20 protein-coding genes, 1 rRNA gene and 1 riboswitch are annotated in these 22,468 nt (G+C 70.4%); of the genes, 6 read left to right on the top strand and 15 right to left on the bottom strand.

The genetic code is table 11. The features are described 5' to 3' along the window. Positions 1 to 6 precede the first annotated feature (6 nt). Positions 7 to 984 carry a helix-turn-helix transcriptional regulator gene (locus ACH4KB_RS28930; protein WP_398068789.1) on the bottom strand — a complete coding sequence of 326 codons (978 nt, stop codon included), beginning with the start codon at positions 982 to 984 and terminating at the stop codon, positions 7 to 9. Positions 985 to 1,120: 136 nt separating this feature from the next. Between ACH4KB_RS28930 and ACH4KB_RS28935 the strand changes: the two genes are divergently transcribed. The 3 genes from ACH4KB_RS28935 (at position 1,121) to ACH4KB_RS28945 (ending at position 4,272) form a co-directional block, all read left to right on the top strand. Further along, positions 1,121 to 1,516 (top strand): RidA family protein, encoded by a 396-nt coding sequence (locus ACH4KB_RS28935; RefSeq protein WP_398068818.1) that lies wholly within the window; start codon positions 1,121 to 1,123, stop codon positions 1,514 to 1,516. Positions 1,517 to 2,055: 539 nt separating this feature from the next. Beyond that, complete coding sequence (locus tag ACH4KB_RS28940; RefSeq protein ID WP_398068790.1) at positions 2,056 to 3,357, top strand: MFS transporter; 1,302 nt, start codon at positions 2,056 to 2,058, stop codon at positions 3,355 to 3,357. Positions 3,358 to 3,450: 93 nt separating this feature from the next. Further along, positions 3,451 to 4,272 (top strand): PhzF family phenazine biosynthesis protein, encoded by an 822-nt coding sequence (locus tag ACH4KB_RS28945; RefSeq protein WP_398068791.1) that lies wholly within the window; start codon positions 3,451 to 3,453, stop codon positions 4,270 to 4,272. A gap of 61 nt (positions 4,273 to 4,333) precedes the next feature. Here the strand turns inward: ACH4KB_RS28945 and ACH4KB_RS28950 are convergent, their stop codons facing one another. Then, on the bottom strand, positions 4,334 to 5,113 hold the full coding sequence (locus ACH4KB_RS28950) for a CPBP family intramembrane glutamic endopeptidase (protein ID WP_398068792.1): 780 nt from the start codon (positions 5,111 to 5,113) through the stop codon (positions 4,334 to 4,336). A 279-nt stretch (positions 5,114 to 5,392) separates the two neighbouring features. Beyond that, positions 5,393 to 6,898: a glutamate--cysteine ligase gene (locus ACH4KB_RS28955; RefSeq protein ID WP_398068793.1), complete on the bottom strand. Its 1,506-nt coding sequence runs from the start codon at positions 6,896 to 6,898 to the stop codon at positions 5,393 to 5,395. A 484-nt stretch (positions 6,899 to 7,382) separates the two neighbouring features. Here ACH4KB_RS28955 and ACH4KB_RS28960 point away from each other — a divergent pair, with 484 nt between their 5' ends. Next, positions 7,383 to 7,967 carry a hypothetical protein gene (locus ACH4KB_RS28960; RefSeq protein ID WP_398068794.1) on the top strand — a complete coding sequence of 195 codons (585 nt, stop codon included), beginning with the start codon at positions 7,383 to 7,385 and terminating at the stop codon, positions 7,965 to 7,967. A gap of 330 nt (positions 7,968 to 8,297) precedes the next feature. Beyond that, positions 8,298 to 8,504 (top strand): DUF5999 family protein, encoded by a 207-nt coding sequence (locus ACH4KB_RS28965; protein ID WP_398068795.1) that lies wholly within the window; start codon positions 8,298 to 8,300, stop codon positions 8,502 to 8,504. A gap of 103 nt (positions 8,505 to 8,607) precedes the next feature. On the opposite strand, the gene gcvP is transcribed toward ACH4KB_RS28965, so the two are convergent. Further along, positions 8,608 to 11,493 (bottom strand): aminomethyl-transferring glycine dehydrogenase, encoded by a 2,886-nt coding sequence (gcvP, locus tag ACH4KB_RS28970; RefSeq protein ID WP_398068796.1) that lies wholly within the window; start codon positions 11,491 to 11,493, stop codon positions 8,608 to 8,610. A gap of 193 nt (positions 11,494 to 11,686) precedes the next feature. Then, positions 11,687 to 11,784, bottom strand: a riboswitch (glycine riboswitch). A 132-nt stretch (positions 11,785 to 11,916) separates the two neighbouring features. Between gcvP and ACH4KB_RS28975 the strand changes: the two genes are divergently transcribed. After that, positions 11,917 to 12,288, top strand: a complete 372-nt coding sequence (locus ACH4KB_RS28975) for a PRC-barrel domain-containing protein (RefSeq protein WP_398068797.1) — start codon at positions 11,917 to 11,919, stop codon at positions 12,286 to 12,288. On the opposite strand, the gene ACH4KB_RS28980 is transcribed toward ACH4KB_RS28975, so the two are convergent. From ACH4KB_RS28980 to rrf, 11 genes are all read right to left on the bottom strand, one after another. Next, on the bottom strand, positions 12,210 to 13,667 hold the full coding sequence (locus ACH4KB_RS28980) for a DNA polymerase IV (protein WP_398068798.1): 1,458 nt from the start codon (positions 13,665 to 13,667) through the stop codon (positions 12,210 to 12,212). The two genes, ACH4KB_RS28975 and ACH4KB_RS28980, sit on opposite strands and share 79 nt — an antisense overlap. A gap of 114 nt (positions 13,668 to 13,781) precedes the next feature. Next, positions 13,782 to 14,408 carry a MerR family transcriptional regulator gene (locus ACH4KB_RS28985; protein ID WP_398068799.1) on the bottom strand — a complete coding sequence of 209 codons (627 nt, stop codon included), beginning with the start codon at positions 14,406 to 14,408 and terminating at the stop codon, positions 13,782 to 13,784. Between the two features lie 168 nt (positions 14,409 to 14,576). Beyond that, positions 14,577 to 15,050 (bottom strand): bifunctional nuclease family protein, encoded by a 474-nt coding sequence (locus ACH4KB_RS28990; RefSeq protein ID WP_398068800.1) that lies wholly within the window; start codon positions 15,048 to 15,050, stop codon positions 14,577 to 14,579. A 53-nt stretch (positions 15,051 to 15,103) separates the two neighbouring features. Then, the gene (locus ACH4KB_RS28995) at positions 15,104 to 15,847 is read right to left on the bottom strand and encodes a MerR family transcriptional regulator (RefSeq protein ID WP_398068801.1); all 744 of its coding nucleotides are present in this window, start codon (positions 15,845 to 15,847) and stop codon (positions 15,104 to 15,106) included. Positions 15,848 to 15,889: 42 nt separating this feature from the next. Further along, positions 15,890 to 16,669: an FHA domain-containing protein gene (locus ACH4KB_RS29000; protein ID WP_398068802.1), complete on the bottom strand. Its 780-nt coding sequence runs from the start codon at positions 16,667 to 16,669 to the stop codon at positions 15,890 to 15,892. Positions 16,670 to 16,859: 190 nt separating this feature from the next. Further along, positions 16,860 to 17,669: a DUF881 domain-containing protein gene (locus tag ACH4KB_RS29005; RefSeq protein WP_398068803.1), complete on the bottom strand. Its 810-nt coding sequence runs from the start codon at positions 17,667 to 17,669 to the stop codon at positions 16,860 to 16,862. Between the two features lie 5 nt (positions 17,670 to 17,674). Then, positions 17,675 to 18,007, bottom strand: a complete 333-nt coding sequence (locus ACH4KB_RS29010; protein ID WP_003970459.1) for a small basic family protein — start codon at positions 18,005 to 18,007, stop codon at positions 17,675 to 17,677. Further along, positions 18,004 to 18,918, bottom strand: coding sequence for a DUF881 domain-containing protein (locus ACH4KB_RS29015; protein WP_398068804.1), 915 nt, complete (start codon positions 18,916 to 18,918; stop codon positions 18,004 to 18,006). Before ACH4KB_RS29015 ends, ACH4KB_RS29010 begins: the two co-directional genes overlap by 4 nt. A 97-nt stretch (positions 18,919 to 19,015) precedes the next feature. Then, positions 19,016 to 21,511 carry a sugar phosphate nucleotidyltransferase gene (locus tag ACH4KB_RS29020; protein WP_398068805.1) on the bottom strand — a complete coding sequence of 832 codons (2,496 nt, stop codon included), beginning with the start codon at positions 21,509 to 21,511 and terminating at the stop codon, positions 19,016 to 19,018. A gap of 112 nt (positions 21,512 to 21,623) precedes the next feature. Then, the gene (locus tag ACH4KB_RS29025; RefSeq protein WP_018957757.1) at positions 21,624 to 22,232 is read right to left on the bottom strand and encodes a CDP-alcohol phosphatidyltransferase family protein; all 609 of its coding nucleotides are present in this window, start codon (positions 22,230 to 22,232) and stop codon (positions 21,624 to 21,626) included. A gap of 162 nt (positions 22,233 to 22,394) precedes the next feature. Then, positions 22,395 to 22,468: ribosomal RNA gene (gene rrf, locus ACH4KB_RS29030) — 5S ribosomal RNA — on the bottom strand; the annotation flags it as partial.

Raw genomic sequence — 22,468 nt, forward strand, 5'->3', positions numbered from 1 at the left:
CGCGCCCTAACTGAGTTGGGCCCCGTAGCGGGCCGCGAGCGTGACGGCCAGGTCGTGCAGGGCACTGCGCAAGGACTGCGGGGCCAGGGCCTCCGCATCCGTACCGAGCCGCCACAGCGCCCATTCGGCGTGCCGCGCGTCCTGGAAGGTGACCTCCAGCCGCGGCCAGCCGTCCGTGTCGGGATCTTCCGCGCGGACGGCCAGCACGGTGCCCAGCAGTTCCTCCCGCCGCGCCGGAGCCACCCGTACCAGCGCGGTGACGTGGTCGCCGCCGGCGAGGAATCGCGCGGAACGGTCCTGCCAGATCCGGTCCAGGTCGACCCGGTTCGGCCGCTGGGCCGGTTCGGGCAGTTCCTCGGCGGCCAGCACCCGTGACAGCCGGTAGGTGCGGTCCGCGCCTGATCTGGTGGCCAGCAGGTAGCCCCGGTCCCGTACGGTCACCAGGCCGATCGGGTCCACCGTGCGCCACTGCGGCGCCCGGCCCGTGGCCGCGTAGTGGATGCGCAGCTTGCGGCCGGAGAGCACGGCCCTGCGGACCTCGATCATGGTGGTGCCCGGTACCTGGTCCATGACCGGCCGACGCGAGAGCAGGTCGGTCTCCGGGTCGACGAGAATCCGCTGAGCCGCGTCGCTCGCGGCGGCCTGATGGCTTTCGGGCAGCGCGTCGACCACCTTCCGCATGGCGGAGGCGAGCGCCGGTCCGAGACCGAACATCTGCTCCCCGCGTCCCGGTCCGGCGGCCAGCAGGGCGAGGGTCTCGTCGTGGTTCAGCCCGGTGAGCTCGGTCCGGAAACCAGGCAGCAGGGCGAACCCGCCGTGCCTGCCGCGTTCGGCGTAGACCGGGACTCCGGCAGCGGACAGTGCCTCGATGTCGCGCAGCACGGTGCGGGTGGAGACCTCCAGCTCACGGGCCAGCGTGTCGGCGGTCAGCCGACCGCGCTGACGCAACAGCAGTACCAACGAGACCAATCGGTCGGCGCGCATGCGGGAACGGTAGCGAAATACATGACCAAGGGTGTCGTCTTTTGTTTGGAAGGCTCCCCCGTACGACGTCGAGGCCGGCGACCGCCGGGCCGACGGACCTCCGTACTCCCATGAATCGAATGGAGCTGAAGTGGCACTGGAACGAACGGCCGTGAACCCGGTGACGTGGTCGGTGGACCTGGGGTTCAACCAGGGTGAAGTAGTTTCCGGGCAGACCCGGACCCTGTACGTCTCGGGGCAGACCTCGATGAGCGACGACGGCAAGCCCCAGCACGACGGGGACATGGCGGCGCAGTTGACGCTGAGCATCGACAACCTGGAGGCCGTGCTGAGCGAGGCGGGCATGTCTCTCGCGAACCTCGTCCGCCTCAACGTCTACACGACCGACGTCGATCTGCTGCGCCGGCACTACGGCGCGCTGGCGGGGCGGCTGGGCGCGGCCGACGTGGCGCCGGCCAGCACCCTGCTCGGGGTGACGCGACTGGCGGTCCCCGGCCAGCTGGTCGAGCTCGAGGGCACCGCCGTCGCGTGACGCGGCCTCACCGCCCGTGCCGTTCCCGTCGCCCGAACCGAGGGGGACGGTACGGGCGGTGAGAACCGTACGTGGGGTGAGAACCGTACGGGCGGTGAAAACCGTACGGGCAGCGAGAACGGCAGGGTGGTGAGAACGTCAGGAGCGGGGGCCGACCTCCGGTGCTCCGCATCGCGGACGCCGAGGGGTACCGCCGCCCCGTCGCACCCGTCCGAGGCCGGCCACGCCTTTCCGTGCCTCCCGTAATTGCCTTTCTCCCCCCGCTCGGTAAGCGCTAGCCTTCCGGGCGAGGAGTGACCCCACCAGGAGCGGAGAGACATGCTCGGTCGTCCGAGCGCGCGCTGACGTCGTAGCCAGACCGGCCCGTCATCGCGTGCTGCCCTTGAGGTCGCGGCACAGCGAGCCCCTTTCACGCCCGATGCCCGGGTGCGCCTCCGTGCGCCCGGCCGCGGGTCTCGTGCCCGGCGACTCCAGAGGTTCCTGTGCAGCCCCTCTCCTCCCCCTCCCCTTCCTCCGGCGTACCGGATTCCGGCAGAGCCATGCCGCCAGGCCCCTGGCGGGACGCCGACTTCCGCAGGCTCTGGGCAGGTCAGACGGCCTCCCAGCTCGGCGAGCACACGACGCTCGTCGTGCTGCCGCTCTTCGCCGTCCTGACGCTCGACGCGGGCGCGGGCCAGTTGGGCGCCCTCCGCGCCGTGGGGCAGGCGCCTATCCTGCTGCTCGCCCTCCTAGCGGGCGCCTGGGTGGACCGGTGGCGGGCCCGTACGGTGATGGTGCTCACCGACGCCGGCCGAGCCGTGGCCCTGGGGGCGGCGGCCGTGGCCGGTCTCCTCGGACTGCTCGGTCTGCCCGCGCTGTTCGTGGCGGCGTTCACCGTCGGAGCCCTGTCCGTCCTCTTCGACGTGGCGTACCAGGCGTCCCTCGTACGGATGGTGCGGCGCGACCAACTCGTGCGGGGCAACAGTGCGTTGGAGGGCAGCCGGTCCGCGGCGCAGATCGGCGGCCCCGCGCTCGGCGGCGCGTTGGTGTCACTGTTGTCGGCCCCGGTCGCCACGGCCACCGCCGCGCTGTTCTTCGCGGTCTCGTTCGTGTCTCTGCGGCGGATCCGCCGTCCCGAAGCCGTACCCGGGCGGGTGGCACCGGTACCGGAGCGCGCCTCCCCGGTCCGGCGCCGGATCGGGGAGGGCCTGCGCTTCGTCGCCAAGAACGCCTGGCTGCGGGCCGTGTGCCTCGCCTCTGCCGCCTTCCAGCTCTCCTTCGCGGCCACGATGACCGTCTACCTGCTCTTCCTCACGCACGAACTGCGGCTGACGGGCGCCACCGTCGGCCTCGCCCTCGCGGCGACCGGACCGGGCGCGCTCCTGGGCTCGGTCCTGGCCGCACGGCTGCCGGGCCGGTTCGGTCACGGCGTGGTGCTCGTGTCGGCGGCGGTGCTCGGCAACGGTGCGCTGCTGTGCGTACCTGCCCTGCACGGCTCCTCGACCGCGACAGTCCTCGCGCTCCTGGCCGCCAACTTCGTGTTCGGGACGTTCAGCCAGCTGGTGAACGTCACGGTCATGTCGGTGCGGCAGGCCGTCACACCGGACGGGATGCAGGGACGCGCGGCCGCGACGATCACCTTCGTCGGGATGGGGTTCACTCCGCTCGGCTCACTGCTCGGCGGGTTCCTCGCACAGGGGTGGGGTCTGCGCACCGGCCTCCTGGTGTCGGCCGCGGGCATGATGCTGTCGCCGGTCCTGATGGCCGTGTCCCCGCTCGCTCGCCTGGGACGGGTGCTCCCGGTCCCGCAGGCATGCGGTGCTACCGGCCAGGTCGGGCCGGGACGTACCGCTGCGGAGTGATCCCCCTGCGGGACACCCTCGATTTCCGGTCAGGGGCCGGCCACCCGGAATTGGCCTTGGCCCGCCTCCGCCCCGGCGATCTACGGTCGTCCCATGAGGATTCGCATCGTCGACGCGTTCACCGACCGCCCCTTCTCCGGGAACCCCGCCGGCGTACTCCTGCTGGACAGCGGTACGTTCCCGGCCGACGCACGTCTGCAGGAGATCGCCGCCGAGGTCAACCTCTCCGAGACGGCCTTCGCCCACCCACTGCCGCCGGGCGGCACGGCCGACTGGGCGCTGCGCTGGTTCACTCCGGCCACCGAGGTGGACATGTGCGGGCACGCGACGCTCGCCACCGCCCACGTCCTGCACACCACGGGTCTGGCCACGGGCCCGGTGCGCTTCGCCGCGCGCTGCGGGATCCTGACCGCGACCGCCCGGCAGGACGGCACTCTCACCCTCGACTTCCCCACCTCCGCGCTGACCGAGGAGCCGGTGCCGTACGGCCTCGCCGGTGCCCTCGGGGCGGACCCCGTCTCAGTGCACGACACCGGTGAGCACGTCGGCGACCTGCTCGTCGAGCTCCGCGACGAGGCGGCCGTACGGGCGCTCGCCCCGGACTTCGCCGCGCTGGCGGCTCACTCCCGGCGCGGTGTCATCGCCACCGCCGCCGCCGAGGACCCCGCCCGGGGATACGACTACGTCTCGCGCGGCTTCTTCCCGGGCGTCGGCATCGACGAGGACCCGGTGACCGGCAGTGCCCACACCGCGCTGGCCCCCTTCTGGTCGGCCCGCCTCGGCCGCGACGACCTCACCGGTCTCCAGGCGTCCGCCCGTTCGGGGCTGGTCCGCACCGCGTTGCGCGGCGAGCGCACCCTGCTGACCGGCACGGCGGTCACGGTGATCGACGGCGAACTGCTCACCACGCTCTGACGGCCGTCGGGGTGCGCGGACTTTTCCGGCGCACCCCCTCACCGCCCTGACGGCACCGTGCTCACGGTGTCGGCAGCCAGTCGACCCGGCCGGCGAGCAGGGCGTATCCGACGAACGCCCCGATGTCCAGGAGTGCGTGCGCGACGACCAGCGGGCCCACCCGGCCCCAGCGTCGGTAGAGCAGCACGAACACGACACCCATCACCACGTTGCCGATGAAGCCGCCGATCCCCTGATACAGGTGGTACGACCCGCGCAGCACGGAGCTGGCCACCAGCGCGGCCATCGGCGTCCAGCCCAACTGCCCGAGTCTGCGCAGCAGATAGCCGACGACGATGACCTCCTCCACGACGGAGTTCTGGATCGCCGAGAGGATCAGTACGGGAAATTTCCACCAGACCTCGGGCAGGGACTCGGGAACGACCGTCAGGTTGAATCCGGTGGCGCGGGTCACCAGGTAGAAGGCGAGGCCGGCGCTGCCGATGCCGGCCGCGACGAGGGTTCCGCGGCCGAGGTCGAACCAGGGTTTCGTCACGTCGAATCCGATGGCCCGCAGCCCCGCTCCTTCCCGGATCAGCAGGTGCGCGACCAGCGCGACCGGCACCAGAGCCGTTACGATTCCGAACATTTGCCATGACAGATCAAGCCATGGACGGTCCGGAGCGTACGAGCCGTTGAGCGTCGCCGCCTGGTCCTTCAAACCCCCCGGCTTCGTCAGCGATCCGACGAAACTGATAAGGGAGGACACCGCGCTGGCGCCCAGCGAGAGCGCCAGGACCAGCAGCACCTCGGACCGCGAGATCCTTCGTGACACGGCCTCCTGGGGAAAAGAATCAGCCACGCGCCCGGCCTCCACTTGTACACCTGCCTTTTGTTCTGCGATCACGTCTCATCCCACCGACCGCCGCACCGGGGTCTCGAATAGAGATACGAAGATCATGCGCGACAGGCCGGGGGACGACCACCCTCGCTGATGGCGCGGTCCCTTTTTTCCTCGTTTCATCCTCAACCAGGGACACCACCGGGACGTCATAGCTTGCCCGACAGCCACGCGGCGGAAGGACGCCGGGACCACCCGAGCGCCCGGGGAACCGCCAGCGGCGCCGGGTCCCCGGGGGCCTCAGGGGGCCGGGAAGCCCACCGGCCAGGTGTGGACCGGCTCCCCCGCGTGCATCAGCTCGGCATAGCGGCGGGTGGTGGCCGCCAGCGCCGCGTCCCGCCCCAGCCCGGCGCCCAGGGCCCGGCCGTACGTGGCCACCTGCCAGGAGGCCCCGTTGACGCGCCGCTTGCAGCGCTCCTCGATCACCCCGAGATAGCGGTCCCGGTCGGCGGGTTCGATGTGCCAGGCGTCCAGCCCCGCGGCGGCCAGCGGCAGCAGCTCCTCCAGCACCAGCTGCACGGCGGGGATCCTCGTCAGCCCGCCGGAGCGGCCCGACCGCGGCCAGAGCAGCTCGGCCTCGATGCCGTGCCGGCAGGCCGCGGTGAAATTCTCCTCGGCGGCCTCGAACGGCAGCCTGCTCCACACCGGCCGGGACTCCTCGGCGAGCGCCCGTACGAGCCCGTAGTAGAAGGCGGCGTTGGCGATCACATCGGTGACCGTCGGCCCGGCGGGCAGCACCCGGTTCTCCACCCGCAGATGGGGGACGCCGTCGGCGATCCCGTACACCGGACGGTTCCAGCGGTAGACGGTGCCGTTGTGCAGCACCAGCTCGGCCAGACCGGGCACCCCGCCCTCGTCCAGCACCTTCAGGGGGTCCTCGTCGTCGCAGATCGGCAGCAGCGGCGGGAAGTAGCGCAGGTTCTCCTCGAAGAGCTCGTGGGCGGAGCCGATCCAGCGCTCCCCGAACCAGGTCCTCGGGCGCACCCCCTGGTTGGCCAGCTCCGGCGGCCGCACGTCGGTGGCCTGCTGGAACAGGGGCGGCCGGGACTCCCGCCACAGCTCCTTGCCGAAGAGGAAGGGGGAGTTGGCGCCCAGGGCGATCTGGACGCCGGTGATCGCCTGGGCGGCGTTCCACACGTCGGCGAACCGGGCGGGCGTCACCTGGAGGTGCAGCTGTACCGAGGTGCAGGCCGATTCCGGGGCGATGGAGGGCGAGGTGCAGACCAATCGCTCGACGCCTTCGATATCCAGGAGGAAATCCTCCCCCCGGGCGGCCGCCATTTGATCGTTGAGCAGGGTGTAACGGTCCACGTCCGAGAGATTGGCGGACACCACGTCATGCTCGCCCAGGGTGGGCAGGATTCCGATCATCACGATCCCCGCGTCCACCTCCCCCGCCTTGCGGTGCGCATAGGCGAGGCCGGTCCGCAACTCCTCCGCGAGCTGATCGAAAACCCGGCCGCCGAGGCGGTGCGGCACGATATTCACTTCGAGATTGAACATCCCCAGCTCGGTCTGGAAATCCCGGCTCGCGATGCGCTGGAGCACTTGCTGATTCATCATGCGGGGCATCCCGTCGGAACCCGCGAGATTCAGCTCTATCTCCAGCCCCATCAGGTTCCGCGGACGGTCGAACCTCCGTTCCGCCAGGAGTCTGCCCAGCCCCTCCAGGCACTGGTTGAGCTTGGCGCGGTACGCCTGTCGATCGGACAGGTCAAAGGCTTCCGCCACGACCTTCTCCCCCATCGAGGGGTCCCTCCTCCAGTGGGCGGCCCGCGGCCCAGGCCGCTCGCATCACGATCGATAATGCCCAGCGGGAGTGATCCGTAACGCCCCCACGGGCCTCCGATACCCGATAGTCTGATGGAAGGAGACCGGGGGCACATTCCGGAGGCATGTGGCTCCCCACATTTTCGGCCGGGGTATGCGCGGTGAAAACACCGCCGAGTTTCGGCCGACCGCTCCACCGGAAGAACGCCAGGTCGGGGTCGCCGGCAGCAGTTCAAATCACCAGGAATACCGCAACTCGAAGGCCGGATGACGCCTTGCGCGACATATCTCCGACCGCTAGTGGAAACACTGTGTGAACACGCGTCATATAAACTCCGCTCAACGAGGCAGAGAGTTGATGCGACTCGCCCGTCACCGGCCGTCTCCGGCCCTCATGCCGACAGCGCCGTCTGCACCCGCCCAAGCGCCACCGTGTCTCCGAAGTGAGAGGCGACCCACTATGCCGCTGCATGTTCCCCCAGCTCCCGCGCCCGCCCTGCGCAGCGTTCTCGCGGCCCTCGGTTTCCCCACCGCCGTCCGCGAGGCCCGAACATCCGCTCTCCGGTCCGTCCAGGGACCGCTGAGCCCCGAACTACCGCTTCCCGTGCATGTGCTGGACCGGATCGCGCCCACCAGGACAGCACCTCTGACACGCCTCGCGGCCTGGCGTTTCCTGATCCGGAGCGAGGGCCGCGCGGTCGCCGCGGCGGACACCGTGCTCACCCCCGACGGCTGGGCCTTCTCGCACTTCTTCGAAGGGCCCTACCTCGCCTCGACCGAACTGGCCCTCCGGCAGGCGGAGGGATCGTCCACCGCCTGCCAGGCCCGGCTGCTGTCCATCCCGGAGCTGTACATGCTCACCCTCTGGCTGCACGGCGACACCGAGGCCGATCCCGCCGGCGGGATGCTCGCGCCGACGGACGTCCTGGTACCCCTGGCGCCGGCCCCGCCGGGCATCGCCGCCCACCGCCCGCACCGGGTCGCCGATCTGCTGCCCGTCATCTCGCTGCGCGTGGCCCCCGGCCCGCTCCTCAGGTCGGCCTGACCGGCGCCACCCCGGCACAGCGCCCCCGTGGCGACCCCGCCCTGCCCCGCCCGAACACCGGGCGGGGCAGGGGTCGCTGCGGGGGCGCTGTGCTGCCCACCCGGACTAGCCCCATCCGGCCACCCCGAACCACCCAAAGGGGCAGTGCAGTTGCGGTGAACCGTCCGCGCGGGTGATGCGTCATGAGAGGAGTACGAATGCTGCGGCCAAATCCCTGCGGAATCTTCCCCGTAGGGCAACACTGGGACCGGACCGACTGATACGGGGGCGGCCATGAACACCTCATCCAGCCGCAGGACACTCGACTCGACGCAGCGAAAGAACCCATCCATGTGCCAGCACCAGCCAACCTGCCCCACCGCCGATTCCCCAGACCGGGAGGCCGCCCGCCTGACGGCCCACCACCCCGAACAGGGGTGGAGCCTCTTGTGCAACGGCGTCCTGCTCTTCGAGGACACCGGCGAACTGCTGCCCGACGGGCAGATCATCGCCCCGCACCGGACCCTGGCAACCGGCCGCGCGGTGAAGGCCGCCTGAGGACGGGCCGTCGAACAGGGGCCGGCCCGGAGAGATCTCCGCACCGGCCCCGACGCATGTCCGGCGTGCACCGCTCACGGCGCACGCCCTACCGCCGCCTGTCTCAGTCGTCGTACGCGTCCAGCGGGGGGCAGGAGCAGACCAGGTTCCGGTCGCCGAAGGCGCCGTCGATGCGGCGCACCGGCGGCCAGTACTTGTCCGCGGCGGACACTCCGGCCGGGAAGACGGCCTCCTCGCGGCTGTAACCGTGGTCCCAGCCGCCGCCGAGCGCCGCGGCGGTGTGCGGGGCGTTGCTCAGCGGGTTGTCGTCCTGGCTCCACTCCCCCGAGGCGACCTTCTCGATCTCGGCACGGATCGCGATCATGGTGTCGCAGAACCGGTCGAGCTCCGCGAGGTTCTCGCTCTCCGTCGGCTCGATCATCAGCGTGCCGGCCACCGGGAACGACATGGTGGGCGAGTGGAAGCCATAGTCGATCAGACGCTTGGCCACGTCGTCGATGGAGACGCCGGTCGCCTTGGAGATCGGGCGCAGGTCCACGATGCACTCGTGCGCGACCAGACCGGCCGGACCGTTGTACAGGATCGGGAAGTGCGGCTCCAGCCGCTTGGCGATGTAGTTCGCGGCCAGCACGGCGACCTGCGTGGCCCGCTTGAGCCCCTCGCCGCCCATCAGACGGACGTACGCCCACGAGATCGGCAGAATGCCCGCCGAACCCCACGGGGCGGCCGAGATCGGGCCCACACCGGTCTCCGGGCCCGCGGCGGGCTGGAGGGGGTGGTTGGGGAGGTACGGGGCGAGGTGCGCGCGGACACCGACCGGGCCGACGCCGGGGCCGCCGCCACCGTGCGGGATGCAGAAGGTCTTGTGCAGGTTGAGGTGCGAGACGTCGCCGCCGAACTTGCCGGGCTTGGCGAGCCCGACCAGCGCGTTGAGGTTGGCACCGTCGACGTAGACCTGGCCGCCCGCGTCGTGCACCTCGCCGCAGATCTCGGCGACGTGCTCCTCGAACACACCGTGCGTGGACGGGTAGGTGATCATGAGCACGGCCAGCTCGTCGCGGTGCTGCTCGATCTTGGCACGCAGGTCCGCGACGTCGACCTCGCCGTCGTCGGCGGTCTTCACCACGACGACCTTCATGCCCGCCATGACGGCGCTGGCGGCGTTGGTGCCGTGCGCGGAGGACGGGATGAGGCAGACGGTGCGCTGGTCGTCGCCGTTGGCCCGGTGGTACGCGCGGACGGCCAGCAGCCCCGCGAACTCGCCCTGGGAGCCGGCGTTGGGCTGGAGGGACACCGCGTCGTAGCCGGTGACCTCGGCGAGGCGCTCCTCCAGCTCACGGATGAGGGTGAGGAAGCCCTGCGCCTGGTCCGCCGGGGCGAAGGGGTGCAGCGCGCCGAACTCGGGCCAGGTGACCGACTCCATCTCGGCGGTCGCGTTCAGCTTCATGGTGCAGGAGCCGAGCGGGATCATGCCGCGGTCCAGCGCGTAGTCGCGGTCGGCGAGCTTGCGGAGGTAGCGCAGCATCGCGGTCTCGGAACGGTGCTGGTGGAAGACCGGGTGGGCCAGGATGTCGTCGGAGCGCAGCAGCCCCTCGGGCAGCACGTCGGCGACCGTCGCGTCCAGCGCCTCGATGTCGCCCTCGGCGCCGAAGGCGGCCCACACGGCGGAGATCTGCGCGCGGGTGGTGGTCTCGTCGCAGGCGATGGATACCTGGTCGGCGTCGACGAGGCGGAGGTTGACCCCGCGCTCGCGGGCGTCGGCGACGATACCGGCGGCCTTGCCGGGCACGCGCACGGTCAGGGTGTCGAAGAACGCGCCGTGCACGACGTCCACGCCGGCACTCCGCAGGCCGTCGGCCAGGATCGCAGCGAAGCGGTGGGTGCGCCGGGCGATCGTCCGCAGCCCGTCGGGACCGTGGTAGACCGCGTACATCCCGGCCATGACGGCAAGCAGGACCTGCGCCGTACAGATGTTGCTGGTGGCCTTCTCGCGGCGGATGTGCTGCTCGCGGGTCTGGAGGGCCAGGCGGTAGGCCTTGTCGCCGTCGGCGTCGACGGAGACGCCGACGAGCCGGCCGGGCAGGGAGCGGGCGAACTTCTCGCGGACCGCCATGAAGCCGGCGTGCGGACCGCCGAAGCCCATCGGGACGCCGAAGCGCTGGGTGGTGCCGACCGCGATGTCGGCGCCGAGCGCCCCGGGCGAGGTGAGCAGCGTGAGGGCCAGCAGGTCGGCGGCGACGGTGACGATCGCGCCGAGCTCGTGGGCCTGCTCGATAACGGGCTCGATGGCGCGCACGGCACCGGAAGCGCCCGGGTACTGGAGCAGGACGCCGAAGACGCCGCGCTCGGCGATCCCGGCGGGGATGCCGTCGCTCAGGTCGGCGACGACGACCTCGACACCGGTGGGCTCGGCGCGGGTCTCGATCACCGCGACGGTCTGCGGCAGGGTGTCGGCGTCGACCAGGAAGACACCCTTCTTGACCTTGCCGACGCGCCGGGCGAGGGCCATCGCCTCGGCGGCCGCGGTGCCCTCGTCGAGCAGCGAGGCGCCGGAGGTGGGCAGCCCGGTCAGCTCGGCGACCATCGTCTGGAAGTTGAGGAGGGCCTCCAGGCGGCCCTGGGAGATCTCCGGCTGGTACGGCGTGTAGGCCGTGTACCAGGCGGGGTTCTCCATGACGTTGCGCAGGATGACGGGCGGCGTGAAGGTGCCGTAGTAGCCGAGGCCGATCATCGGGGCCAGCACCTCGTTGCGGTCGGCCAGCGACCGCAGCTCGGCCAGGACCTCCGCCTCGGTGCGCGCCGAGGGAAGGTTCAGGGCCTCCGCGCTCTTGATCACGTCGGGCACCGCGGCGGCGGTGAGCTCGTCGAGGGAGCCGTAGCCGACCTGGGCGAGCATCTTCGCCTGGGCTCCGGCGTCGGGCCCTATGTGGCGCTGCTCGAACGGAATGCCCTGCTCCAGCTGGGAGAGCGGAGTGCGACGGGGGGTCATGGTGGAGGCCTCCTGGTCTGTCACGACCTGCGAGGGGCACCACGGCGCGGGTGCCCGAACGGCCTCCCCCTCTGTCATCTCAACCTGAGAGCTTCACCGACGCGCCCGGGGGCGTGCCGACTTTCACCGTCGGTGAGGGTCGAGTCCGCCCGGGCCTGCGCCCGCACGGAATCGCCCTGCTTTCCAGAGTGACCTCGTCCGTGCGGTACGGGGGCCTGAGAGATTCCGGGGAGGAGTTGCTCCTTCGGCGCCTCCGGATTCTGCACCGGAGGACTCTCCCGCACGGGGTCAGCAGCCACAGCCAGCCTACCAGCGGCCACCGCGCCGGAGTTCTCGAGTGGCCGACGCCACGGATCTGCACTTGTGTGGTGCTGGTGGAGCGACAGCGTCCACCCTGAGCAGTTGCGACCAGTGGGAGGCACCGTGCAGACCGATATCGATCCGCGCCGCCTGATCGGCCGCAAGGCATTCGATCGCAAGGGCGCCAAGATCGGAACGGTGGATGAGGTCTATCTCGACGACGCGACGGGGGTGCCCGAATGGGCGGCCGTCCGCACCGGCCTGTTCAGCAGGGACGCCTTCGTCCCCCTGGAGCCCAGCGAATTCGTCGAGGACGCGCTGCGCGTCCCCTTCGACCGCGCGTTGATCAAGGGCGCGCCGGACTTCGGCGTCGGCCGGCACCTCTCGCCCGAGCAGGAACTGCAGCTCTACCGCCATTACGGACTGGACTCCCCGCCCCCGGCGGAGTCGGCACCCGATCGGGACTTCGGCAGGCTGGCGGGCCAGGAGGAGTAGTCGGCCGCTTCACGGACGAGCGGCAGCGGGTCGGCGGGCCGCAGCAGCGGATCGTCGATGCGGAACGTCAGCACCCGGCCGGGTGCGCTCCACGGTTCCTCGAACCGGACGGTGACCCGGCCCACGCCGCTCCCCTGCACCCAGCCGTGCCCGTGCTCCTCGTGGTGCACGTCGTGCCCGGCGGGCCAGCGCCGGGCGGCGAGCAGCTCCGCACTGTCCTGCTCGGGCTCGGCCGCCACGTCCTCCTCGTCGCCCTCCGCCGGAGCCCGGTGCTCCTCCTGGGCCCGCTGAGCGAGCTCCCGGGCGTCGGCGGCCTGGGCGAACAGGTCCTCCTGGGTGTAGTCGGCCAGCCCCGTCACACCGACCCCCAGCAGCCGTACGCCCCCCGTGGTGTCGACGGACTCCAGCAGCCGCCCCGCCGCCTCACGGACCACCGTGGGGTCGTCGGTGGGGCCTCGGAGCGTCTCGGAGCGGGTCAGGGTGGAGAAGTCGTAGCGGCGCACCTTCAGCACCACCGTGCGGCCCGACCGGTCGGCGGCGCGCAGCCGCTCCACGCACCGGACGGCCAGCCGCTCCACCTCGGCCCGCACCCGCACGCGGTCGTGCAGGTCCACGTCGAAGGTGTCCTCCACCGATACGGACTTGGCGTCCCGCTCGGCGACCACCGGCCGGTCGTCGAGCCCCAGCGCCATCCGGTAGAGCCCGTGGCCGTGGGCCTTGCCGACCAGCCGTACGAGCTCCGCCTCGCCCGCCTCGGCCAGATCGTGGACGGTGGTCATCCCGGCACGTCTGAGGTGGTCGCCGGTGGCCGGGCCGACCCCCGGCAGGATGCGCACGGACATGGGGGCGAGCAGCTCCCGCTCGGTGCCGGGCTCGATGAGCAGCAGCCCGTCGGGCTTGGCCTCCTCGGAGGCGATCTTGGCGAGCATCTTGGAACCGGCCAGCCCGACGGATCCACTGAGGCCGGTCACCGCGCGGATGGCCGTCCGCAGCCCTTCACCCGTCGCACGGGCCGACGCCGCGTCGTCGGCCGTCCCGCCGGCCTCCAGGTCCACGAAGGCCTCGTCCAGGCTGAGCGGCTCCACCAGGGGCGACAGCCGCCCCAGGAGCTCCATCACCTGGTCGCTCACCGTCCGGTACAGCGAGAAGCGGGGCACCAGGTAGGCGGCGTTCGGTGCGAGCCGCCGGGCCTGTGCGGTGGGCATCGCCGAGTGCACGCCCAGGCGCCGGGCCTCGTACGAGGCGGTGGCCACCACTCCGCGCGGTCCGAGGCCACCCACCACGACCGCCTTGCCGCGCAGGCTCGGCTTGGCCGCCTGCTCCGCCGACGCGTAGAAGGCGTCCATGTCCAGGTGAAGGATGGTGGGCGCGGGTCTCACACCGTCGATGCTGCCCTACGGCACTGACAACGGGACGGTCCGGCGCCCCGTGGGGTGCCGGACCGTCCCGTCGTCCTGCTTCGTGCTGCCCGCCGTGCTGTGCTTCCGGGGCGCTCAGACGGCGCGGTTGCGGCGCCGCGCCAGCTCGTCGGCGGGGTTGTGGCCGACGAGCGTCTCGCCGGTGTCGACCCGCTCGCCGTGCAGCTGCGAGAGCGCCACGTCCACATCCCGCCAGACGACGCCGACGGCGATCCCGAAGACTCCCTGCCCGCCCTGGAGCAGGCTGACGACCTCGTCGGGCGAGGAGCACTCGTAGACCGTGGCTCCGTCGCTCATCAGCGTCATGCGCTCAAGGTCCTGGAAACCACGGGCCCGCAGGTGCTGGACCGTGGTGCGGATGTTCTGCAGAGCGACCCCGGTGTCCAGGAAGCGCTTGACGATCTTGAGGAGAACCACGTCACGGAAACTGTAGAGACGCTGGGTCCCCGACCCGTAGGCCGGGCGCACACTGGGCTCGACCAGTCCCGTACGGGCCCAGTAGTCCAACTGGCGGTAGGTGATCCCCGCCGCCGCGCACGCCGTCGGTCCGCGATAGCCGATGTCGCCGGCATCGCTCGCCGCTGCCACGCCGCCCGCTGCCACCGTTGCCGGTTGAACCGGCTGCCTGATGGCGTGGTCGGCTCCACTGCCGTGCTGCGAATACGGCCCACCCGCCGCCGTACCGTCGCCGCTGCTTCTCACGCCGACCTCCGTCCTTGACCTGCCCACTCGAAGGTAGGCAGTCACTCGGGGTGCGTCAACGATCGCCACACTCGGCACGCCGAGTGATAATCACCCTGAGGGTGGTTTCCCGTGTCTCGTTTCCGGGAAAGGCTTGTCGGATGCGCTGACAGCACCCCTGCGGGACGGTCACTGACTGTTCGTATCGAAGTCCTCCGGAGAGATCTGATCGAGGAACTCGCGGAACTTCTCCACCTCGTCCTCCTGCTCGTCGGGGATCGCGATGCCCGCATCGTCCAGCACGCCGTCACTGCCGTAGATCGGCGTGCCGGTCCGCAAAGCGAGCGCTATGGCGTCGGAGGGCCGGGCGCTCACCTCGACTCCGCTGGCGAAGACGAGCTCCGCATAGAAGACCCCTTCGCGGAGGTCCGTGATGCGGACCTCGGTGAGCTCCTGGCCCAAGGCCTCGAGCACATCCTTGAACAGGTCGTGGGTCAGCGGCCTGGCGGGAGCCATGCCCTGCTGGGCGAAGGCAATCGCGGTCGCCTCCCCAGGACCGATCCAAATGGGGAGGTACCGGTCGCCTCCCACTTCACGCAGGAGAACGATCGGTTGGTTGGAGGGCATTTCCACCCGGACACCGACAACGTCGAGCTCGTTCACACAGCAACCCTAGGACGTGCTCGCCATGTTTGGGTAGTCGGGTTCCGCCGAGGTCAGTGCAGACGGCTGCGCAGAGCGCTCTGCACGAGGGCCGCGTGCAGCCGCACGGACAGCTCGGCGAGCTCGTTCGCGGTGGTCTCGGCATGGGCTCTGGTCTGCGGATTGCGGTGCCGGCGCAGGGGCGCGACCAGCTGCTCCACCAGCCCCGCCTCCCGGTCGGCGGAGGCCCGCATGGCCCGAAGATGACGCGGTTCCAGACCGAAACGCCCCAGGTCCGCCACCAGCTTGGCGACCGTCACCATCTCGGCGTCATAGCCGCCCTCGGGGGCGGGGACGATCAGTCCGTAGGACTCCCACTCGGCCAGCCGGTCCTCGTCGACCTCGGCCGCCGCGAGCAGCTCGGCCCGCCCGACCCGGGCGGCGGTCGCCGTCCCGGCGCCGGCCTCCCACACCCCGTCGGCCAGGTCCCGCCGCTCGCCGGGCGAGGGCAGAGCGGGCTGCTCCCCGCGGGCCAGGGCGTCCAGGTGCTCCCGGATGACCTTCAGCGGCAGGTAGTGGTCCCGCTGCATGCGGAGCACCTGAGCCAGGCGCTCCACATCACGCGGGGCGAACTTCCGGTATCCGGAAGGAGTGCGCTGCGGCTCGATGAGCCCCTCGGCCTCCAGGAACCGGATCTTGGAGATGGTGACTTCGGGAAACTCGTCGCGCAGCTGGATGAGCACCGTACCGATGCTCATCGGGCGCGCTTCCGCGGTGGCGGTGCCGTGTCCGGCACCGCCTGTCGGTGTTCGCAGCATGGGCCTTCCTCGGGGTCCCCCCGGACGGAGTCCGGGGGCTGGTCACACGCCCCGCGGGCTCGCATAGAAGACCAGGCGGTACTTTCCGATCTGGACTTCGTCGCCGTTGGACAGCTGGACCGAATCGATGCGCTCACGGTTGACGTAGGTGCCGTTGAGGCTGCCGACATCACCCACGGTGAAGCTACCGTCCGGGCTCCTGCGGAACTCCACATGACGCCGCGACACGGTCACGTCATCGAGAAAGATGTCGCTCTGCGGGTGACGACCGGCCGTGGTCAGGTCGCTGTCGAGCAGGAAGCGGCTCCCGGAGTTCGGGCCCCTCCGCACGACCAGCAGCGCCGAGCCGCCGGGCAGCGCGTCGACCGCGGCCTGGGCCTCCGGGGAGAGCGAGGGCAGAGCGGTCTGACCCGTCGCCTCCGCCTCGTACGCCTCTAGGCCGGAGATGGAGATGGTGGACGTCGTCTCCGAGGGACGCTCGGGAACACCGCCTCGCAGCGGCGCGCCGCAGTTGGAGCAGAACCTGCTGGCCTCCGCGTTGCGGTGACCGCACCTCGAACAGACCGGCATCGACGAGCCCTCCGGGGTGAACCCTCCACCCGTACTCGAGGCTGATGGTTCGCCGAAACCTATGCGTCCGGCACCGGCAGGGTCAACAGACGACACGCCGTCACCCCCCGGAGCGCCGGACACCTCGTCGCGGAAGAGCGGACGCTCCGCCTCCTGCTCCTCGCCCTGACCGTGGCGCGGCGCGCGGTGGCGGGCAGCACTGTTGCTGTCCTCGCGTGCACTCTTCCCGAACAACTTCGCAAACAACTTCACGGGCGATTCCCCTTGACCGACATAGACCCGCCCGTGGGGCAGGACGAACCCTGATTGAACACACCTGCCGACCCGGACATCTTCACAACGTCCGTATCCACCCGACAGTTTCCACCACGCACCACCAATCCGGTGCGCCGACCCCCCGCAACCGTCCGACCCGCTCCACCGGCCCCCACGTTCGCCCGGCTCACGGCGATGACGACCGAGCGTAGTCAGGCCGCTGCGCCGGTCGCAAGGCATCGACGACGACGTCGTCGGACCGCTCCACGAGCACGGTGGCCTGCTCCTTCTCCAGCGTCTGGACCACACCGCCGGGAATGTTGAGGGCGGGTTCCAGATCCTGCGGTTTGCCGATCACCGTGAACTCGTACGGCGCCTCGATCTTCTCCCCGTCCACCTGGACGCTTCCGGCGTCACCGGAGAAATAGGTGTTGGCCACCACCCGCACCCCGTTGACCTGGATCGCCTCGGCCCCCGCCGCCCGCAGTTCCTGAATGGCGTCGAGCAGCATGTCGGGCGCGACCGCCCCCGATGGATCGGTGATCGTCAGCGTGATGCCGGGGCCCTGCGCCGCCGAGGTGCCCGCGAGGATACCGAGCTGGCGTTCCTTCTCCAGTGTCTGCTTCCGGGCCTCCTCGGCCTGGTCGGAGCTGTTCTCCAGCTCGGTGCGCTGATCGTCCAGACGCTGCTTCTCGTCCTCCAGACGCTGGGTCCGGTCGTCGACCTCGTCGAGGATGCGGACCAGGTCCTCCTGCCGGGCTCCGCGCAGCGCACTGTCGTCGCTGGTGGACCGCACCTGGATGGCGAGCCCCAGCCCGAGCCCGAACAGCAGCAAGGCGACGATCAGTTGGGCCCGGCTCAACCGCGGCGGCCACAGGCCCGCCTTGAGCCTCTGCCGACCCGACACCTCCGCGGCGGGCGGCGGTGCGGGCGGGCCGGGGACGGCGGACGCGCCGCTCTCAGGCTGTTCGCTGCGGGGATTCTCGTCGTTGTTCATCGGCCTCAAGCCCGGAAGACGTGCCGGCGGATCGCGGCGGCGTTGGAGAAGATCCGGATGCCCAGCACGACCACCACACCGGTGGAGAGTTGAGCGCCGACACCCAGTTTGTCGCCGAGGAAGACGATCAGCGCGGCCACCACGACGTTGGAGAGGAAGGAGACCACGAAGACCTTGTCGACGAAGATGCCGTCGAGCATGGCCCGCAGACCGCCGAAGACGGCGTCGAGCGCGGCGACCACCGCGATCGGCAGATAGGGCTCGACCACCGCCGGTACCTCGGGCCGGACCAACAGTCCGACCACGACTCCCACGACGAGGCCCAGTACGGCGATCACGATGTGCCCTTCCCTGTGTCTGCCGCACCACTGCCGGCGGCCTTCGGCTCTGCTGTACGGACGATCAGGCTCGGCGCGGCCGGAAGCCGCACCTTCGCCTGATCGGAGATGCTGGTGCGGATGTCGAAGCTCTCCTTGAGCGCCTGAAGGTACTGGCCGTCGGCGCTGTCCCGGAAGGCGGTCGCGAGCTTCTTGCCGTCCCCCACCACGAGCACCGTGTACGGCGGTACGAGCGGTCTGTTGTCGACCAGTATGGCGTCGCCGGCGGCCCGGATGGCCGACAGCGCCGTCAGCCTCTGCCCGTTGATGGCGATGGCCTCGGCCCCGGATTCCCACAGGCCGTTGACGACCCGCTGCATGTCCCGGTCGCGCAGCCGCCCGGTGTCGGCGAAGCCCGTCGACTCGCGCGGCCCGCCGCCGCCCTGGTCGGTGTCCTTCGCGTCGTCGACGACCAGTTTCACGCCGGGGCCCTCGACCGGCGTCGCTCCGGCCAACAGCGCCACCAGTTGCCCCTGGTCCCCACCGTGCTGCTCGAGTGCCTTGCGCTGACGTTCGCTCACATCGCGGCGGAGCGCGTCGACGTCGGACTCCAAGGTGTCCGCGGCCTCTGTCTCCGCGTCGATCCGGTCGATCAGCTCCTCGCGCTCCTTGGCGACGACCGGCGCGGAGATCCGCGCCTCGGCGGCGCCGAGGGTGACCACCAGGGCGGCGACCACCAGTCCGGCGGCCAGGCCGAGCTTCGACTTGAGCGTACGGGGCAGCCCAGCGCTCCCGTCGGCCCTGCGCCGTGCGGAGGCCTCGGCGTACCCGTCGTCGAGGCTGTGGTCCATCACGTTGTTCAGCAGCGACATGGAGGCGTCGGGGCGTGCGGGCGGCGGGGCGGTGCTCCGATCGGGGGACTGCTGCGACATGCCGCACATCGTCGCACGTCATCGCGGCTGCCGCCGAATGGCCCCACCGGTGCGCCGCGACCCCCTGCCCGGGGCGTCGCGGCGCACCGCGTGCGCGTCAGTCCCCGGCGCTGTCCACCACCGCGGCCCACTCGTCGAGCAGTGCCTGGGCCGAGGCGTCGTCCGGGCCTTCGGCCCACAGATGGGTGACGGCCTCCGCCCGGTCGGGCAGGACCATGATCCACCGCCCGTCGGCCTCGACCACACGGACCCCGTCCGTGGTGTCCACGCTGCGGTCGCCGGCCGCTTCCACGACCCGGCGCATGACGAGTCCCTTGACGGCCCACGGGGTCGCCAGGTCGCGGCGCAGGACATGCGCCCGGGGAATCCGGGCGTCGATCTGGCTCAGCGTGAGCTGGGTGCGCGCGACGAGCCCGATGAGCCGGACGAAGGCGGCGCTCCCGTCGAACACGCTGCTGAATTCGGGAACGATGAACCCGCCACGCCCGTCTCCTCCGAAGATGGTGTCCTCTTCACGGCCCACCCGGGTCAGATCGTCGGGCGAGGTGGTCGTCCACTCCACCTGGGTGCCGTGGTAGGCCGCCACCTGCTCGGCGACGCGCGTGGTCGTCACGGGCAGGGCGACACGACCGCTGCGCCGCTCGGCGGCGACGAGATCCAGGAGGACCAGCAGGGCCCTGTCGTCCTCGATGATCCGGCCCAGTTCGTCGACGAGGGAGAGCCTCTCGCCCACCGGGTCGAACCGCACTCCGAAGGCCGCCCGTGCGGAGGACACGATCTCCCCGAGCCGCACGAGACCGGCCCGCCGGGCGTCGGCCGACTCGGTGGGCCGCGCCTCGTCGAGCCCGGGGTTGATCGTCAGCGCGTCCACGCCGAGCCGCCCGAGCAGGCTGGGCAGGACGAGCCCGGCGCTTCCGTTGGAGGCGTCGACGACGACCTTGAGTCCGGAGTCGGCGATGCCGGTGACGTCGACGTTCCGCAGGAGGGACCCGGTGTACGAGTCGAACACGCTGGACGGGAAGTGCAGGTCCCCGATCTCGCCGGGGAAGGCCCTGCGGTACTCCTGGCGCGCGTAGACCCGGTCGAGCTTGCGCTGCTGCGCCTGCGAGAGGTCCGCGCCCCGCTCGTCGATGAACATGATGTCCACCGAGTCGGGCACGCCGGGCGACGTACGGATCATGATGCCGCCGGCGCTGCCCCGGGCGGTCTGCTGGCGCGCCACGGGCAGGGGGACGTTCTCCAGGTCCCGGACGTCGATGGCGCTGGCCTGGAGGGCCGAGATGACGGCCCGCTTGAGGGCGCGGGCGCCTCGGGAGTGGTCCCGCGCGGTCGTGACCGTCGAGCCCTTCTTGAGGGTCGTGGCGTAGGCGCCGGCCAGCCGTACGGCGAGTTCGGGGGTGATCTCCACGTTCAGGATTCCCGAGACCCCGCGCGCCCCGAAGAGGTGCGCCTGTCCTCGGGACTCCCAGATCACCGAGGTGTTGACGAACGCGCCGGCCTCGATCGTCTTGAACGGGTACACCCGGACGTTGCCCTGGATGATCGACTCCTCGCCGACCAGGCACTCGTCCCCGATGACGGCGCCGTCCTCGATCCGGGCCGCGCGCATGATGTCGGTGTTCTTGCCGACCACGCAGCCCCGGAGGTTGCTGTGCTGTCCGATGTAGACGTTGTCGTGCACCACGGCCCTGTGGAGGAAGGCGCCCGTCTTGACGACGACGTTCGACCCCACGACCGTGTGTTCGCGGATCTCGACGTCCGCCTCGACCTTGGCGTAGTCGCCGATGTACAGCGGTCCGCGCAGAACGGCGTCGGGGTGGACCTCAGCCCCTTCGGCGACCCACACGCCGGGCGAGATCTCGAAGCCGTCGAGCTCCACGTCGACCTTGCGCTCCAGGACGTCCGCCTGGGCCTTCACATAGCTTTCGTGGGTGCCTACGTCTTCCCAGTAGCCCTCGGCGATATAGCCGTAGATGGGCTTGCCCTCCTTCATCAGCTGAGGGAAGACGTCACCGGACCAGTCGACCGAGGTGTCGGCCTGGACGTAGTCGAATACTTCGGGCTCCATGACGTAGATGCCCGTGTTCACGGTGTCCGAGAAGACCTGTCCCCAGGTCGGCTTCTCCAGGAACCGTTCGACCTGACCGTTCTCGTCCACGATGGTGATCCCGAATTCCAGGGGATTGGGAACCCTGGTCAGGCAGACCGTGACGAGCCCGCCCTTTTCCTTGTGGAACGCGATGAGGTCGGTGAGGTCGAAGTCGGTGAGCGCGTCACCGGAAATGACGAGGAACGTGTCGTCCTTCAACGCCTCTTCCGCGTTCTTCACGCTGCCCGCGGTGCCGAGTGGCTTCTCCTCGTTGGCATAGGTGAGCTCCATCCCGAGCTCTTCGCCGTCGCCGAAATAATTCTTGACGAGGGAGGCGAGGAACTGGACGGTCACTACGGTTTCGCTGAGCCCATGCCGCTTGAGCAGCCGTAGGACGTGCTCCATGATCGGCCTGTTGGCCACGGGCAGGAGCGGCTTGGGCATGCTCGAGGTCATGGGGCGAAGGCGTGTGCCTTCGCCGCCAGCCATCACGACGGCCTTCATGTCGGAAACGTCCTCCTACAAGAGACGACGGTCAGCCGAGTTCGCCCGTCGGGGCATCATTCGCACCATCTGCCGCGGGCCGGCCACACTGCGCGGCACCGCATCAACGAGCTCAATCGGCTACTGCGTCCGCCTTCACGATCCGGCGGACCTGAACCACATAGAGGATTCCTGCCCACCAGTAGAGCGTTGTACCCCATCCTGCGAACGCCCATCCGAAGACAGCTGCCAGTGTGGCCAGCCAACCACTCCCGTCGCTGAGCAGCAACAAGGGGAACGCGTACATCAGGTTGAAGGTTGCAGCTTTTCCGAGGAAGTTCACCTGCGGAGGCGGATACCCGTGGCGGCGCAGGATGGCCACCATCACCAGGAGCATCAGTTCCCGGGCGAGAAGCGCCGCGGTGACCCAGAGGGGCAGGATCTCACGCCAGGTGAGGCCGACAAGGGTGGAAAGGATGTAGAGACGGTCAGCCGCCGGGTCCAGGAGCCGGCCGAGGCTGCTGATCTGGTTCCACTTGCGGGCCAGCTTGCCGTCGAGGTAGTCGCTGATGCCGCTGAGCATCAGCACCAAAAGGGCCCAGTTGTCGCTGTTGGGCCCCCCGAACACGGGGCGAAGGATCAGCCACAGGAAGAGCGGTACCCCGACAAGGCGAGCCATGCTGAGGATGTTGGGGATGGTGAGGACCCGGTCCGTCTGGACCCGAGTCTCCTGGACCTCCACCCGGGGGCCTCCTGTGCAGAACGTGCCAATGATGCCCCCTGACCCTACCCTCAGCGTCCCCCGTCCGGTGCACGGGGGTGGCGGGTCGAACAGGGCACACCCAAGGCCCTGGAACGCAGGAAAGCCCCGCACCAAAAGGTGCGGGGCTTTCCCGGAAAAATTGTTCGGCGGCGTCCTACTCTCCCACAGGGTCCCCCCTGCAGTACCATCGGCGCTGAAAGGCTTAGCTTCCGGGT

Source organism: Streptomyces sp. NPDC017520, from assembly GCF_044329855.1.
Classification (GTDB): Bacteria; Actinomycetota; Actinomycetes; order Streptomycetales; family Streptomycetaceae; genus Streptomyces.